The following is a 16,632-nucleotide window of genomic DNA, read 5'->3' as shown; positions in this document are numbered from 1 at the left end:
CCACGCCGCTCATCCGGTGACCGGGGTGCTCACCTCCGGCGCCCGATCGTCGGTGCGGCGGCCGAACAAGGCGGCGGTGAAGAGCGCGCCCACGACCACGGTGCAACTGATGACCAGGTAGACCGCGTGATATGTGGACAGGCGTTCGGACTGCTCCCCCGCCCCGGAGAGCGCCGAGGCGAACGCCACCAGTGCGGCGATGCCGACGCTCGAGCCGATCTGCTGCGCGGTGATGTTGAACGCGCCGGCGACGCCGTGCCGCGCACCGGGGACGCCGGTGAGCGACGCCGCGGTGAGAGCGGTGTAGGCCAGTCCCTGCCCGATGGCCATCACCGCGACTCCCGGCAGGATATGTGTCAGGTAGTCGCCGTCCAGCGGAGTGCGGAGCCAGAGCGCGACGCCCGCGGCGAGCAGGAGAAGCCCGACGACGAGGACTCGCCGCTGACCGAACCGCGACAGCAGGCGGCCCGCGACGTTCGACGATACGGCCACGAGCAGGCTCATCGGGAGCACCGCCAGCCCCGACTGCAGGGGGGTGTAGCCGAGCATGCCCTGCATGTAGAGCGGCGCGAAGAACAGGACCCCGTTGAGTGCGAAGAAGAACAGGCCACCGGCGAGGGTCGCCGCCCGGACCGGCCGGGAACGCAGGATGCCGACCGAGAACAGCGGCTCCGGCGCCCGGCGCTCCCAGAGCACGAAACCGACGATGAGAAGGATCGCCAGCAGTGCCGACACGACCGTGCCAGTGTCCGCGACGCCGACTTCGCCCGCCCTGGTCACCGCGAAGATGCCCGCCAGCAAGCCGGCGGTGACCATCGCCGCGCCAGGCAGGTCGACCGGACGCCGGTCTCCGGTCGAACTGGGCAGCAACGGCCGGATGCCGAGCAGGACCAGCGCGCTCATCACCGCGCTGAACGCGAACACCGCGTGCCAGCCGAACGCGCTGGTGAGCACTCCGCCGAGCACCAGGCCCACGCCGAAGCTCGCCGCGCCCACGGCGGTGTAGACGCCCAGTGCGCGGTTGCGCAGGCGGCCCGGCGGAAAGACCTGGAACAGCAACGCCATCGCCGCGGGTACGGACAAGGCCGCGCCCATCCCCTGCGCCGCCCTGGCCGCGATCAGCACCTCCGCCGTGGGCACGACGACCGGAGCGAGCGCGCCCACCGCGAAGACACCGATACCCGCCGCCAGCACCAGTCGTCTGCTGAAGACGTCGGCCAGCCTGCCGCCGAACAGCAGACAGCCCGCGAACGTGATCCCGTAGCCGGTCATCGTCCACTGGAGCAGGGCGTCGTCCATCCGCAGATCCCGCCCGATGTCGGGCAGCGCCGGGTTGACCACCGCCACGCTGCCGACGTCGAGCGCCACCGCCGCCGCGAGCAGGATCAGGGTCCACCACAGGCGTGGCGTGAAACCGGCGCCCAGTTCCTCGACGCGCGGCACTTGCTTGGTCACTAGAACGCTCCTCGAATGGTGACTGACGCGACAGCCCGGACCGATGCCGATCGATTCGGGGATTCGGCCAGCCTCGCAGGCCACGCGCCCCGCAGATAGTGCTCTGTCTTTCCTAGTAATCGGCGGGCTAGTCAACGAAATACCAGGAATCGCCGACGGGGCTATAGCGGACCTTGCTCGATTTTTCATCGGGCGTCGTGAGCATGGGTCACGTACCAGTCCGGCCAAGGAGGGAGATACCGGTGTCCGGCCAAGAACCTCACCCGCCTTTTCCCCGGCGAACCGGAAGTGGGCGGTGAACCGGGCGATCCACGGGCTCAGGGACTGTTTGGGCCAGTTCGCCACCGGCGTCACCGTGGTGACCGTTCGCCACGAAGGCGCCGTCCACGGTGCGACGGTCAACGCTTTCGCCTCGATTTCCCTCGAACCACCGCTCGTGATGGTCTCGCTGGACCGCCGCAGCAGATTGTGCGGGCGACTGGCGGGAGCTTCATTCGAAATCAACATTCTTTCGTCGTGGCAACAAGGAATCGCCCGGCATTTCGCGGGTAACGACACGGATCCGGCAGCCGAGATCCGCTGGGACACGCTTCCGCATTCCCTCCGCCTCGCCGGCTGCGCCGCGTATCTGACCTGCGCGCCGTGGGCCTCCTACGACGGTGGCGATCACGTGCTCTACCTCGGCGAAGTACGGAACTTCGACATCCGCGGCGGACCCCCGCTCATCTTCCACCGCGGTGACTTCCACGAACTGCGCCAGACCGCCACGCTCGCCCCCACCACCGACGGGACAGGAATTCTTCGATGACACTGCAGCAGGAAACCGCCGGTACGGCGAACGGCAGCCGCCCGGTCCCCCGGCCGATGAACGGGAAGGAATACCTGGAAAGCCTGCGCGACGACCGGGAAATCTACCTCTACGGCGATCGCGTCGCCGACGTCACGAAGCATCCGGCGTTCCGCAATTCCGCCCTGATGACCGCGCGGCTCTACGACGCGTTGCACGATCCGGCCAAACAGGACGTGCTGACCACGGCGACCGACACGGGAAGCGGCGGGTACACGCACAGCTTCTTCCGCACCCCGCGGAGCCAGCAGGATCTCCTCGACGATCGCGAAGCCATCGCCGAATGGGCGAGGCTCACCTACGGCTGGATGGGGCGGAGTCCCGACTACAAGGCGAGTTTCCTCGGCACCCTCGGCGCCAACGCCGACTTCTATTCTCCGTTCCAGGACAACGCCCGCCGCTGGTACCGGGAGTCCCAGGAGAAGGTGCTGTTCTGGGACCACGCGATCGTGCATCCGCCGGTGGACCGGCATCTGCCGTCCGAAGCGGTGAAGGACGTCTTCGTCCACGTGGAGAAGGAGACTGACAGCGGCCTGATCGTCAGCGGCGCGAAGGTCGTCGCGACGGGATCCGCGATCACCAACCTGAACTTCATCTCGCATTACGGCATGCCCATCAAGGAACGCGAATTCGCGCTGATCGCGACCCTGCCGATGACGGCGCCGGGGCTCAAACTCATCTGCCGCCCGTCCTACGCGGCCACCGCCGCGGTGATGGGCAGTCCCTACGACCATCCCTTGTCCAGCCGGTTCGACGAAAACGACACGATCTTCGTGATGGACAAGGTGCTCATCCCGTGGGAGAACGTGTTCATCTACGGCGACGCCGGCAAGGTGAACGAATTCGTCGCCGAATCCGGTTCACTGGAGCGGCTGACCTTCCAGAGTTGCATCCGGCTGGCGGTGAAGATCGATTTCATCGCCGGTCTCCTGCTCAAGGCGATCGAGATGACCGGGACCAAGGATTTCCGCGGCGTGCAGGCCCGGGCGGGCGAGGTCCTCGCCTGGCGGAACCTGTTCTGGGCCCTCAGCGAGGCGATGGCCCGGAATCCTCGGGAGTGGCGGGACGGGTCACTGCTGCCACGGAAGGACTACGGGCTCGCGTACCGCTGGTTCATGACCCTCGGCTACCCGCGGATCAAGGAGATCATCGAGCAGGACGTCGCCAGCGGCCTCATCTATGTGAACTCGAGCGCGGACGACTTCAAGAACCCCGCGATCCGCCCCTATCTCGACAAGTACGTCCGCGGTTCGAACGGGCACGACGCGGTCAGCCGGGTGAAGCTGATGAAACTGCTGTGGGACGCGATCGGCACGGAGTTCGGCAGCAGGCACGAACTGTACGAGCGCAACTCCTCGGGGAACCACGAGTCGATCCGGACCGAGATACTCGCGGCGCAGACCGAAAGCGGACAGGTCGACGGCTACAAGGGCTTCGCCGAGCAGTGCCTGCGTGAATACGACCTCGACGGCTGGACGGTGCCGGACCTCGACTCCTTCGACGAGCTGAAACACGTCATGCGCGGCCTGGGCCGTAGGTCTTGAGCCGGGAGGGACATCGTGTATCTGCTGGGAACGCACCGGTCCGTCACCGACCGGCTGAAACTTTCGACCCGTCGTGATCTGGGTGCGGGGAACTTCTTCTGGCACGTCTGCGAAATCGCCCGCGACCTCGACCGGCCGCTGCTCTTCCGGCACGAGGGCGGCGGGAAGACATCGGGCCATTCCCTCGGCGGACTGCGTGACCGGGTTCTGCGGTGCGCGCGGTGGTACGCCGAAGAAGGGGTGAAACCCGGAACACGGGTCGGCGTCCACCTGACTGACGGGCTCGCCGGTTTCGTGCACCACATCGCGATCACCGCGCTCGGCGGGGTCACCACGCTCACCAACCCGCGGATGCCGCCGGAGACCGCGGCCCACTATTTCGCCCGCACGGGCACCACGCTCGTGGTCACCGACCTCGAACGACCGGCCACGGACGGCACGCGGTTCGTCGGCGAGGAAGCGGTCGGCGTTCCCGGGGACGGCCCGGCTCCGCCGCTGCCGGATCGGCACCGGCACCGGGACGACGACCTGGTGCTGATCTCCCATTCCTCCGGCACCACCGGTGTACCCAAGCCGACGGCCTTCGCGCACCGCACGTTCTCCGTCGGCAAACGGGAACGGCTCTGGAAGTTCCCTTCCCTGCGAACGGATCGAATGCTCACCGCGCTGCCGCACAGCCACTCGTCCGGGATCAGCTATCTGAGCCTCGCCCTGATGCTCGGACTGCCGACCATGCTGGCCGACGGGACGTCGGGCGCGGCGGTCGCGGCGGCGATGAACGCGTTCGAGCCCACACTCGTGCTCGGCTTCCCCGGTACCCTCGCGGAGTTGCCGATCGGCGCGCTGACAACGGAAGCCGCCGACGCCGTCCACACCTGGATGGGCATGGGGGACGCGTCGCACGAACGCCACATCCGCCCGTTGGTGGCACTCGGTCACACCCGGACGAACGGCGCCGTGACCGCCGGTTCGACCTATGTGGACGGTCTCGGTTCGTCCGAAATGGGCATGGTGCTGTTCAAACACGCCTACACCGCCGACTCCACCACTTACGCGCGGGCGATCGGCAAGCCGGTACGGGTGGTCCGCGAGGCCGCAGCCCTCGACGACGCGGGCCGGGTCCTGCCGCCGGGCCGGGCCGGCCTGCTGGGGGTGCGCACGCCGAGCGTCACCCCGGGATATGTGAACGACGAGACGCTGAACCACCTGGCCCGCCGCGGCGGCTTCTTCCTCACCGGCGACGTCGTGCGCCACGACGAGAACGGGACCTGGTACCACCTCGACCGGACGCCGGATGTCATCGAGACCGTCGATGGCCCGGTGTACAGCCTGCCGGTGGAAGAGGTCGTGCTCAACGAGACGAAGGCCTTGGACGCCGCCGTGATCGCGGTGGCCGATCCCGCCGTCCCGGACCGGTCGCTGCCCGCCGCCGTGGTGCTCTTCGGACACGGCGATCCGCCGGGCGCCGAGGAGATCCGAGCCTCGTGCAACCGCGCGCTCGCGCGAGCGGGACTCGCGGAACTCGCCGCCGTGGTCGTGGCCGGCTCACGGAGCGATTTGCCGGTGGGGGTCACCGGGAAGGTGCTCAAACGCGAGCTTCGGGAAAGGCATCGGGAACTCCTCACCCGCACGTCGAGCAGTGCCGAACAGAAGGGACGGAACGGATGACCGTGGTCGACGCCGACGTGGCCGCCGGGAACGGGACGGACGAGACGGCCGCGCGCGCCGTGGTCGACATCGTCACCGGGACCTGGCGTTCACAGGCACTCTACGCGGCGGTCGCGCTCGGTCTGCCCGATCACCTCGCCGAGGGGCACGTCACGAGCGCTTCCCTGGCCGCACGCGCGCAAGCCGACCCCGACGGCGTGCTCAGGCTGATGCGGTTGCTCGTCGCGATCGGCGTGTTCGACGGCGACGACCGCACCGGCTACCGGCTTACCCCGATTTCCCGGCTGCTGCGCACCGGCACCTCGATGTCGATGCGCGAGATGTGCCGTCTCTACGGTGAGGAGTTCCATCAGGCCTGGGGTTCGGTCGTCACCGCGGTGCGAACGGGGCGTTCCGGCTTCGAGCACGCCTTCGACCGCACGCTCCACGAGTACCTCGCCGAGGTACCGGGGGCGGGGCAACGCTTCCTCGACGCCATGAACGCCGGGAGCGCCTTCTTCGCGGACGTCCCCAAGGCGTTCGACTTCTCGCGCGGGAAGACGGTCGCGGATCTCGGCGGCGGCAGCGGCAACCTGCTGTCCACCGTGCTGGAGGCCCATCCCCATCTCCGCGGGCTGCTGGTGGACAAGGAGCACATGCTGCCGGTGGCCAGGAACCAGCTCGTCGCGCGCGGCTGCGCGGACCGCTGCGAAGTGGTGGCGGGAGACATCTTCCGTGCCGTTCCCAAGGGCGTCGATTTCTATCTGCTGTCCCGGATCCTGCAGGACTGGGACGACGGCGAGTGCATCACGCTGCTCACGCACTGCCGCCGCGCCATGGCGGACGAGTCCGCGCGGGTGCTGATCCTGGAGCGGGTCATCCCCGATTCCGGGACCGAGGTCCTGCCGCTGCTGTGGGATCTGCACCTGCTGATGATGGCGGGCGGGCGGGAGCGGACCCTGGCGAGCTACGAGTCCATTCTGGACGGTGCGGGTCTCCGGCTCGAGGCCGTCCATCCACTGGCACTGGAGACCAGGTTGCTGGTCGCGGCGCCGGTGGCGCCGGGCCGGTCCCGGTGACGACGTCATGCGGATCTGCATCATCGGCCTCGGCCCCCGTGGACTCTCCGTGCTGGAACGGTTGTGCGCCAACGCGTCCGTCCTGGCGCCCGCCGACCGAGAACTCGTGGTGACCGTCCTCGACTCGCATGTGCACGACGGCGGGCAGGTGTGGCACCGGCGCCAGGATCCGAAACTGCTGATGAACACCGTGGCAGCCCAGATCACCATGTTCCTCGACGACACCGTCGAGGCGGCGGGCCCGGTACTGCACGGCCCGAGCCTTCACGACTGGGCGAGGTCGATCGCGGCCGCGCCGTCGTCCGCCGACATCCCGGACGGCGTCCACCGGGAGGCCGCGCTGCTCGGGCCGGACAGCTATCCGTCGAGGGCCTTCTACGGCTCGTATCTGTACTGGACCCTGCGGCGGATCGTCAGGACCGCTCCGGCCTCGGTGCGGATCGTGCTGTGCGCGGAGAAGGCCGTCGACCTGCGGGACGCCGAAGACGGTTCTCAGCGCGTCTGGCTGTCCGGCGGAACCGTGCTCGACGGTCAGGACGCCGTGGTGCTCACCCAGGGCCATCTCGACACGCTCCCGGACCGTGAAGAGTCGGCGATGGCGCGGTTCGCCAAGCGGCACGGTCTGCGCTACCTCCCGCCGGGCAACCCGGCGGACGCCGCGCTCGAAGACATCGGGCCGGGTGAAACCACCGTCCTCAGAGGAATGGGACTGGCCTTCTTCGACTATCTCGCTCTGTTCACCGAAGGAAGGGGCGGACGTTTCCTCCGCACCGCCGACGGGCTGGTCTACCGCCCGTCCGGCCGGGAGCCACGGCTGGTCACGGGATCCCGGCGCGGCGTTCCGTATCACGCACGCGGCGAGAACCAGAAGGGCGCGTACGGCAGGCACGAGCCGTTGTTCCTTACCCCGGCGGTGCTCGAACGGTTTCGCGGGCGCGCGGAGCCCGCCGAATTCCGCGTGGACATCTGGCCGCTCATCGACCGCGAGGTCCGCACCGTCTTCTACGGCGCGCTGGTGCGCGACCGCGGATCACCGGAGAGGGCGCGGGAGTTCACTCGCGCTTTCGTCACGGCGGCGGGCGATCGGCCATCGCCGCCCGTGCTCACGGATCCGCTGGCGCCGGCACCATCGGCTCGGGAAGAACGAGTGCTCGCCGAATTCGGGCTCGAGGAACGGTGGGACTGGCGCCGCGTGGCGTATCCGATCCCGGAGGCCGGGCTCACCGGCACCTGCCGGTTCCGGCGATGGCTACGGTCCTATCTGGACGAAGACATCGCGGAAGCGAAGCGCGGCAATGTGTCCAGCCCGCTCAAGGCCGCACTCGACGTGCTCCGGGACCTGCGCAACGAGATCCGGCTCGTGGTCGATCACGGCGGCCTCTCCGGCGACTCCTACCGTGACGACCTCCAGCGCTGGTACACGCCGCTGAACGCGTTCCTCTCGATCGGTCCGCCGGTGCGACGCGTCGAGGAGATGGCGGCGTTGATCGACAGCGGCGTGCTGAGCGTCCTCGGTCCGCAACTGCGCGTGCGGGCCTCGCCGGACGCCCGCCGATTCATCGCGAATTCGGCGCGGGTACCCGATGTCACCGAGATCGCCACCACCTTGATCGAGGCCCGCCTGCCCGAGGCCGACCTGCGGCGGACCCAGGACCTGCTGCTGCGGAACCTGCTGGCACGAGGCGAATGCCGCCTTCACCGGATCCCGATCACCCACGGCGGTTCCTATCCGACCGGCGGCCTCGCCGTCACCCGCCGCCCGTATCGCCTGGTGGACCTCAGCGGGAGGCCGCACGCCCGCCGGTTCGCCTTCGGGGTACCCACCGAGACCGTCCACTGGGTGACGGCGGCGGGAATCCGGCCCGGCGTCAACTCGGTCATCCTGACCGACGCCGACGCAGTGGCCAGAGCCGCTCTGCAGATCGCGCTGCCGAACTCACCGTCATCCCGACCGAAGGAATCAGGAGAATCATGGATCTACAGCTGACCGGCCGTGTCGCGGTGGTCACCGGTGCTTCCAAGGGAATCGGACTCGCGATCGCCCGGACACTGCGCGAGGAAGGCGCCCGTGTCGTCGCGGTGTCACGGAAGAGCAGCCCCGAACTCGACCTGCTCGCCGGGGCCGGGCTGACCCACGTCGCGGCCGACCTGATGGATCCCGACGCGCCCGCGGACGTCGTGGCGCGGGCGGCGGACCTCTACGGCGGCCTCGACATCCTGGTGAACAACGCGGGCGGGCCACCACCGGGGGTGATCCTTCCGCGCTCCTCGTTCCTGGACGCGACGGACGAGGAATGGCGGAAGATGTTCGAGTTCAACCTGTTCTCCGCGGTCCGCGCCATCCGGGCCGCGCTGCCGCTGATGATCGAGCGTGGTGGCGGATCGATCGTCAACATCTCCTCGTGCAACGCGCGGCAGCCCTCCCCCATCAACGTCGACTACGGCGCCGCCAAGGCGGGCATGAACAACGTGAGCAAGGTGCTCTCCGAGGAGTTCGGTCCGCAGGGCATCCGGGTGAACGTGGTCTCCCCCGGTCCGGTCCGCACGGCGTGGTGGACCGAGGAGGGCGGCGTCGCGGACCTCTTCGCGGCCAAGACCGGGACGGACCCCGAAACCGTGATGACCGAGGTCGTCCCGGAGATGATGCGGCTGGCGACCGGCCGGATCGCCGACCCGGGCGAGGTCGCCGCCCTGGTCGCGCTGCTGGCCTCGCCCCTTTCCGCCAACACCACCGGGGCGGAGTTCGCGGTGGATTCCGGATTCGTCAAGACCATCTGAGGCGGAACGCCCATGAACTCTCCGGTGAGGACCCCGGTCGCCATCGTGGGCGGCGGACCGGTGGGCCTGTTGCTCGCCTTGTTCCTCGACCGGCACGGCGTCCGGTCGGTGGTGTTCGAACTCGCCGAGTCCACTTCGGACCAGCCCCGCGGCAGCACGCACAGCGCCCGCAGCATGGAGCACTACCGGCGGCTCGGCCTGGCGGGTGAGGTCCGCGAACTCGGCCTGCCTTGGGACCACTCGACGGACATCGCGTTCTACACCCGCTACAACGGGTTCCGGCTCGCCCGCAATCGCCGCCCGGCCGTGCGGGACCTGCTGCGCCAGGTCGCCTCGGGGCCCCGCACGGCGCAGGTGCCCGAGCCCATGCACCGCGCCAACCAGATGTACGTCGAACGGCTGCTCTTCCGCCGGGCTCGCGCCGCGGCGAACATCGAGCTGCGGTTCGGCTGGCGGGTGACCGGGATCGCCGCCGACCCCGGCGGTGCCGACATCCTCGCCGAGGACGCCGGCGGCCGGGTCCAGGCCTGGCGGGCGGGCTATGTCGCGGGGTGTGACGGTGCCCGCGGCGTCGTACGGGGCCACCTCGGCGCTCGGTACGCCGGAGCGGACCGCGTCGAGCAGGAGGTCCTCGGCGGCCGCACGGTCGCTGCGCATCTGCGGATCCCCACGCTGTACCGGGACTTCCTCGTCGACGGCGGGGCGTGGAGTCACTGGGCGGTGAACACCGATCTGGTGCTGAACCTCATCGCGCTCAACGGCAAGGACGAGTTCTTTCTGCTCACCAGCTCGGTCGACCCGGACTCGGCACCCGACGACGCGCTGGTCTCGGCGGTACGGCGGGCGGCGGGCGCGCCGATCCCGGTCACCGTGCTCGCCAGACGGCCGTGGACGTCGGGGATGGCGCTCGTCGCCGACAACTTCGGCACCGACCGGGTGTTCCTCGCCGGAGACGCGGCACACCTGTTCACGCCGAACGGCGGGTTCGGGATGAACACCGGACTGGACGACGCGGCGAACCTGGCCTGGAAGCTGGCCGCCGCGGTACAGGGCTGGGGCGGACCAGGGCTGCTCGCGTCCTACCACCACGAACGACGGCCGGTCGCGATCCGCAACACCGGCGCCGCGCGTGAACTCAATCTGGGTCTGGCGAACGTCGCACGGCCCCACTGCGTGGAGCAGGACACCGCCGAAGGCAGGGCGGAACGCCGTCGGCTCGGCCGGATGCTGGCGGACTACGGCGACCGGACGCTCGACACCCTCGGTGTCCAGCTCGGCGCGCGGTATGACGGTTCCCCGATCGTCGACGGCCAGGACACCCCACCCGCGGACTCTCCCGACACCTACACCCCGAGCAGTGTGCCGGGCGGGCGGGCACCGCATCTGTGGCTGGACGACACACGCGTCAGCGGCAGCTCGCTCTTCGACCACTTCGGCGTCGGCTTCACCCTGCTCCGGCTGGGGCCGAAGGCGCCGCCCGCCAACGGTCTGCGCGCCGAGGCGGCACGGCGGAACATCCCCCTCAAGGTGCTCGACCTGCCCGATCCGCTGGCCCGCGACCTCTACGAAAGGGATCTGGTGCTGATCCGTCCCGACCAGCATGTGGCGTGGCGAGGCAACGGTCTCGACCGCCCCGACCGGCTCCTCACCACCGTGACGGGCGGACGATGAACGCCCTCGACTCCGGACTGCTCGCCCCGGCGCGGGCCGGGACACCGGTGGAAGCGGCGACGTCCGACGAAGCCTGGCTCCAGGCGCTCTTGGACGCGGAGGTCTGTCTGGCCCGTGTCCAGGCCGGACTCGGCGTCGTCCCCGAAGAAGCCGCCGAACGGATCGGCGAGATCGCCCGGGCGGAGGCCGTCGACCTGGTGAGTCTGGCGAGGCGGAGCCGTGAATCCGCGAACCCCGTGGTGGCGCTGGTCGCCGACCTGAGCGCGCTGGTCGCCGAGAGCGATCCGGAGGCCGCCGAGTACGTCCACCGGGGGTCGACCAGCCAGGACATCGCCGACAGTGCCGCGATGCTGTTCGCACACCGGGCCACCGGCCTGCTGCTGGCCGAACTGGAGCGAGTGACCGAGGGACTGGCCAGGCTCGCGGAGGAACACCGGAACCTCGTCATGCCGGGGCGCACACTGGCGTTGCAGGCGGTACCGGTGACCTTCGGCCTGAAAGCGGCAGGCTGGCTTCAGTCGGTAGCGGCCGCCGCGGACGGACTCCGCCGGGTGAGGGACACGCTTCCCGCTCAGCTCGGCGGCGCCGCGGGCACACTCGCCGGCTACGTCGAGTTCGCCCGTCTGCGGTTCGGCGAGGACACCGGCGCCGCGCGCGTCGAACGCTATCCCGAAGACCTCCTCGCCGGGTTCGCCGACGCGCTGGGCCTCGCCACGCCGGTGCTGCCATGGCATACCGCCCGCGCCCCGCTGGCGGAGCTGGGTTCGTCGCTGGCGGTGGTCTCCGGGGCGCTCGGCAAACTGGCCATCGACGTCCAGACGCTGTCCCGCACGGAAATCGGCGAGGTATCGGAACCCGCGGGCGCCGCGCGGGGCGTGTCTTCGGCGATGCCGCACAAACGAAATCCGGTACTGTCCACCCTGATCCGAGCGGCCGCGCTCCAGGTGCCGCCGCTCGCCCTGATCCTGGCCCAGTCCATGCTCGCCGAAGACGAGCGGCCAGGCGGCGCGTGGCACGCCGAGTGGCTGCCGTTGCGAGACTGCCTCCGGCTGGCCGGAGGTGCGGCCACCACCGCCGCCGAACTCGTGGAAGGCCTGGTGGTGCATCCGGACCGGATGCGGGAGAACCTGGACCGCACCGGCGGCCTGCTGGTGACCGAGCGGCTGGCCGCGGTGCTGACACCGTCGTTGGGACGGGTCGCGGCGAAAGCCTTGATGACCGAAGTGGCGGCCGAAGCCACGCGCACGGGCCGTTCGCTCCGCGAGACACTGCTGGCCGGCCCGCCCCTCGCCGCCCGCTTCGACGGCGAGGATCTGGCCGGGCTCTTGGCTCCGGAGCGGTACACCGGCGCGGCCGCCCGGCTGGTGGACCGGGCGCTGGCCGACTACCGGCAGCGCCGATCGAGTCTTCGTGAGTGACGTTATCGAGGGATGCGGCAAAGGTGCCGGGGCCGGCACCTCAGCGGTGCGCGTTCTTCCGCCTGGGCCCTGGTTCTCATGTCGCGAACGACTCGCGACAGAACCCGGCCGCGGTCGTGTCGTCCATCCAGTCACGCGTGTCGTCCGCCGGATCACGCGTGTCGTCCGGTCAGTCACGCGAAACCGCCGCCGCCGAACGACGCTTCGGCGGTGACCTGCCGGACGCTCCGAGCAGACCGGTCAGGGCATGGCCTCTTCGGCGCGTGTGGCACCTCCGTTTGCGCTCATATCGGCGCGCCGAGGCTTTCGGAAGTGCAGGTCGAAGCGCTGGACGTCGGGACGATCAGGTTGTCCGGAGTATCCGTTCGGACACCGGCGGCATCCACAGTGATGACGATCACAGCGAGACTCCATGCCCGGCATCCCTACAAACCGACCGCTCAGTACGGCAGACTCGACGTCACTTCAACTCGACGACGAGGAGTCACCCGTGACCGAACACCCCTCCCGTGTAGCGATCGTCACCGGCGCCGGCCGCGGCATCGGCGCGGCCGTGGCCGAACGCCTCGCTTCCGACGGGTTCGCCGTCGGACTGCTGGATCTCGACGAGGCAGGCGTCAAGCAGGGGGCCGAAGCGATCGTCGCCGAGGGCGGCAAGGCCGTCGGTGTCGCGCTGGACGTCAATGACGCCGCACAGGTCGAAGCCGCGGTGACGCGGGTGGCCGAGGAGCTCGGCGCGCCGACCGTGCTGATCAACAACGCCGGCATCACCCGCGACAACCTGCTGTTCAAGATGACCGAACAGGACTGGGACTCGGTGCTGGGCGTGCACCTGAAGGGGTCGTTCCTGATGACCCGCGAGGTGCAGAAGTACCAGACGCAGGAGAAGTGGGGCCGCATCGTCAACCTCTCCAGCACCTCGGCGCTGGGCAACCGCGGCCAGGCCAACTACTCCGCGGCCAAGGCGGGCATGCAGGGCTTCACCAAGACCCTCGCGATCGAACTGGGCAAGTTCAACGTCACCGCGAACGCCATCGCCCCCGGGTTCATCGCCACCGACATGACCGCGGCGACCGCCGAGCGGATCGGCATGTCGTTCGAGGACTTCAAGGCGGCGGCCGCGTCGCAGATCCCGGTGCAGCGCGTCGGCACGCCCGAGGACATCGCCAACCTCGCGTCGTTCCTGGTGAGCGACGGCGCCGGCTTCATCTCCGGCCAGGTCATCTACGTCGCCGGCGGACCGAAGGACTGAGCCATGCGCGAATTCGCCTCTCTGCAGGAGTTCGAGGACGCCGTCGGCGAGCACTTCGGCCACAGCGACTGGCTGACGCTCACCCAGGACCGGGTGAACCTGTTCGCCGACGCCACCGACGACCACCAGTGGATCCACGTCGACGTCGAGAAGGCGGCCGAAGGGCCGTTCGGCGCCCCGATCGCCCACGGTTTCCTGACGCTGTCGCTCATTTCGGGCTTCGTCGGGAAGCTCTACCGCGTCAACGGGCTCAAAATGGGCATCAACTACGGGCTGAACAAGGTCCGGTTCCCCCAGCCGGTCAAGGTCGGCGCGAAGATCCGGGCGGGCGCCGAGCTGGTCGAGGTCACCGACGTGGCAGGCGGCAAGCAGGCCGTCGTCCGGTGGACGATCGAGATCGACGGCGAGCCCAAACCGGCGTGCGTCGCGGAGATGGTCGTCCGGCTGATCGCCTGAGAAGGGTGACGTCCGGCACCTCGCCGGACCACCCCTACCCGACATACCGACTGGTCGGTACTGTAACCGGAAAGCGAGCCGCTGGAGGCACCATGAACCAGTCCGACCTGCCGGGCCTCGACCTGGCCAGGCTCAAGGCCCATCTGGACGAGCACCGGCCGGGTCTCGTCCAGGGCGACCTGAGCGGCCAGGTCGTGGAAGGGGGCCGGTCCAACCTGACCTACATCGTGGGCGACGGCCGGTCCCGCTGGGTGGTCCGCCGCCCGCCGCTGGGCCACGTCCTGCCGACCGCGCACGACATGAGCCGCGAATTCCGGGTGATCTCCGGACTGCACGGCACGGCGGTCCCGGTGCCGGAAACCGTGCTGCTGTGTGAAGACACCGACGTCATCGGCTCGCGGTTCTACGTGATGGAGTTCGTGGAGGGCACCCCCTTCCGCTCGGACACCGAACTCGCCGCGCTCGGCCCGGCCCGGACCAGGGCGATCGCGGAGGAACTGGTCGACACCCTGGTCGAATTGCACGCCGTCGATCCGGAATCGGTGGGGCTGGGCGACTTCGGCCGCCCGGAGGGCTTCCTCGAACGCCAGCTGCGGCGCTGGAAGAAGCAACTCGACGGCAACCGCAGCCGCGACCTCCCCGGCGTCGACGAACTCCACGACCGGCTCGCCTCGTCGGTCCCCGAATCGGGCAGGCCGTCGATCGTGCACGGCGACTACCGCCTGGACAACGTGCTGGTGAACGCGGACGACCGGATCACCGCGGTGCTGGACTGGGAGATGTCCACCCTCGGCGACCCGCTGACCGACCTCGCGCTGCTGGTGGCCTACGCCGAACGCGACAAGGTCTCGCTGCAGTTCGTGTCCAACGCCAGCTCGGCGCCGGGCTACCCACGCAACGACGAGGTCATCGCGCGGTACGCCGAACGTTCCGGCCGCGACGTCTCCCGGCTCAACTGGTATGTGAGCTTCGCGTTCTTCAAACTCGCGGTGATCCTGGAAGGCATCCACCTCCGCTACAGCAAGGGACAGACCGTCGGCGCCGGCTTCGACGGCATCGGCTCGGGCGTCGTCCCGTTGATCGCGCACGGCAACGAGACTCTCAAGGCCGAATGACGGGACGTGCGATGACTTGCTCGAAAGGTGGCCAAGCGGCGCGCCGCTCTCGTCGCGAACGAGAGAAGTCATCGGAAGCCGCAGCCCGGCTACGCATTCGTCGACGCGCCCCTGAAAACAAGGAAGAGGGATAGAGATGGACTTCGCCTTCGACGCGAAAACCGAGGAACTGCGGAGAAAGCTCCTCGAGTTCATGGACTCGCACATCTACCCGGCCGAGGCCGTCTTCGAGCGGCAGCTGGCCGAGCGCGACAGCGAATGGTCGCAGCCGCCGATCGTCGAAGAGCTGAAGGCCGAGGCCCGCGAGCGCGGGCTGTGGAACTTCTTCCTCCCCGGTGACCACGGCGCGGGGCTGACGAACCTGCAGTACGCGCCGCTGGCCGAGATCACCGGCCGCAGCCTCCGGCTCGCGCCGACCGCGCTGAACTGCGCGGCGCCGGACACCGGGAACATGGAAGTCCTCACCATGTTCGGCACCGACCAGCAGCAGAAGCAGTGGCTCCAGCCGCTGCTGGACGGCGAGATCAGGTCCGCGTTCGCGATGACCGAGCCCGACGTCGCCTCCTCCGACGCGCGCAACATCGCCACCAGCATCCGCCGCGACGGCGACGAGTACGTCATCAACGGCCGGAAGTGGTACATCTCCGGCGCGATGAACCCGAACTGCAGGATCTTCATCGTGATGGGCAAGACCGATCCGGACGGCCCGCCGCACAAGCAGCAGAGCATGATCCTGGTCCCCCGCGACACTCCAGGCATGACCGTGAAACGCGGTATGCACGTGTTCGGCTACACCGACGGCGATCACGGCGGCCACGCCGAAGTGGTCTTCGAGGACGTCCGCGTGCCCGCGGAGAACCTCATCGCCGGCGAGGGTGACGGGTTCGCCATCGCGCAGGCCCGCCTCGGTCCCGGCCGGATCCACCACTGCATGCGTGCCATCGGCATGGCCGAACGCGCGCTGGAACTGATGTGCCGCCGGGCGCTTTCGCGCGAGACCTTCGGCAAGCCGATCGCCGAACAGGGCGTGGTGCAGGACTGGATCGCCGAGGCCAGGGTCAAGATCGAGCAGCAGCGCTTGCTGGTGCTCAAGACCGCGTGGCTGATGGACACCGTCGGCAACCAGGGCGCGCACACCGAGATCCAGGCGATCAAGATCTCCACGCCGATCACCGTCGAGTGGATCCTCGACAAGGCCGTGCAGCTGTTCGGCGCGGGCGGCGTCAGCCAGGACTTCCCGATCGCCGAGATGTGGGCGCAGGTGCGGACGCTGCGGCTCGCCGACGGCCCGGACGAGGTGCACAAGCGCTCGCTGGCGCACCGTGAACTGAAGAAATATCGCGGGGAGGCCTCACGGTGACATTCAAGAA

Annotated in this window: 13 protein-coding genes; 12 read left to right on the top strand and 1 reads right to left on the bottom strand. The window is 69.2% G+C overall.

Going from position 1 to position 16,632, the window contains the following annotated elements:
* Positions 1–9 precede the first annotated feature (9 nt).
* Positions 10–1,455, bottom strand: a complete 1,446-nt coding sequence (locus tag AC0685_RS32750) for an MFS transporter (protein ID WP_478229038.1) — start codon at positions 1,453–1,455, stop codon at positions 10–12.
* Positions 1,456–1,750: 295 nt separating this feature from the next.
* On the opposite strand from AC0685_RS32750, the gene AC0685_RS32745 reads away from it, so the two are divergent.
* The 12 genes from AC0685_RS32745 to AC0685_RS32690 all read left to right on the top strand — a co-directional run bounded on the left by AC0685_RS32745 (position 1,751) and on the right by AC0685_RS32690 (position 16,622).
* A complete protein-coding gene (locus tag AC0685_RS32745) occupies positions 1,751–2,263 on the top strand; it encodes a flavin reductase family protein (protein ID WP_478229037.1) in 513 nt (170 codons plus the stop codon).
* Positions 2,260–3,846 (top strand): 4-hydroxyphenylacetate 3-hydroxylase family protein, encoded by a 1,587-nt coding sequence (locus tag AC0685_RS32740; protein WP_478229036.1) that lies wholly within the window; start codon positions 2,260–2,262, stop codon positions 3,844–3,846. Before AC0685_RS32745 ends, AC0685_RS32740 begins: the two co-directional genes overlap by 4 nt.
* Positions 3,847–3,861: 15 nt before the next feature.
* Complete coding sequence (locus AC0685_RS32735; protein WP_478229035.1) at positions 3,862–5,514, top strand: class I adenylate-forming enzyme family protein; 1,653 nt, start codon at positions 3,862–3,864, stop codon at positions 5,512–5,514.
* Entirely contained in the window at positions 5,511–6,572 is a 1,062-nt protein-coding gene (locus tag AC0685_RS32730) for a methyltransferase (protein ID WP_478229034.1), read from the top strand. The genes AC0685_RS32735 and AC0685_RS32730 overlap by 4 nt, the downstream gene beginning before the upstream one ends.
* Positions 6,573–6,579: 7 nt before the next feature.
* The gene (locus AC0685_RS32725; protein ID WP_478229033.1) at positions 6,580–8,559 is read left to right on the top strand and encodes an FAD/NAD(P)-binding protein; all 1,980 of its coding nucleotides are present in this window, start codon (positions 6,580–6,582) and stop codon (positions 8,557–8,559) included.
* Entirely contained in the window at positions 8,544–9,350 is an 807-nt protein-coding gene (locus tag AC0685_RS32720; protein ID WP_478229032.1) for an SDR family NAD(P)-dependent oxidoreductase, read from the top strand. Before AC0685_RS32725 ends, AC0685_RS32720 begins: the two co-directional genes overlap by 16 nt.
* 12 nt (positions 9,351–9,362) lie before the next feature.
* Entirely contained in the window at positions 9,363–11,021 is a 1,659-nt protein-coding gene (locus AC0685_RS32715) for an FAD-dependent monooxygenase (RefSeq protein WP_478229031.1), read from the top strand.
* Positions 11,018–12,439, top strand: a complete 1,422-nt coding sequence (locus AC0685_RS32710; protein WP_478229030.1) for a nitrosuccinate lyase — start codon at positions 11,018–11,020, stop codon at positions 12,437–12,439. The genes AC0685_RS32715 and AC0685_RS32710 overlap by 4 nt, the downstream gene beginning before the upstream one ends.
* A 490-nt stretch (positions 12,440–12,929) precedes the next feature.
* A complete protein-coding gene (gene fabG / locus AC0685_RS32705; protein ID WP_340683010.1) occupies positions 12,930–13,691 on the top strand; it encodes a 3-oxoacyl-ACP reductase FabG in 762 nt (253 codons plus the stop codon).
* 3 nt (positions 13,692–13,694) lie between these two features.
* Positions 13,695–14,147 carry a MaoC family dehydratase gene (locus AC0685_RS32700; RefSeq protein WP_478229029.1) on the top strand — a complete coding sequence of 151 codons (453 nt, stop codon included), beginning with the start codon at positions 13,695–13,697 and terminating at the stop codon, positions 14,145–14,147.
* 92 nt (positions 14,148–14,239) lie between these two features.
* Positions 14,240–15,262: a phosphotransferase family protein gene (locus AC0685_RS32695; RefSeq protein WP_478229028.1), complete on the top strand. Its 1,023-nt coding sequence runs from the start codon at positions 14,240–14,242 to the stop codon at positions 15,260–15,262.
* A gap of 136 nt (positions 15,263–15,398) precedes the next feature.
* On the top strand, positions 15,399–16,622 hold the full coding sequence (locus AC0685_RS32690) for an acyl-CoA dehydrogenase family protein (protein WP_478229027.1): 1,224 nt from the start codon (positions 15,399–15,401) through the stop codon (positions 16,620–16,622).
* Positions 16,623–16,632 lie beyond the last annotated feature (10 nt).

The organism is Amycolatopsis sp. NPDC043889 (genome assembly GCF_056435645.1).
Note: the sequence above shows the minus strand (reverse complement) of the source record. Positions and strands in the feature narration are given on the sequence as shown.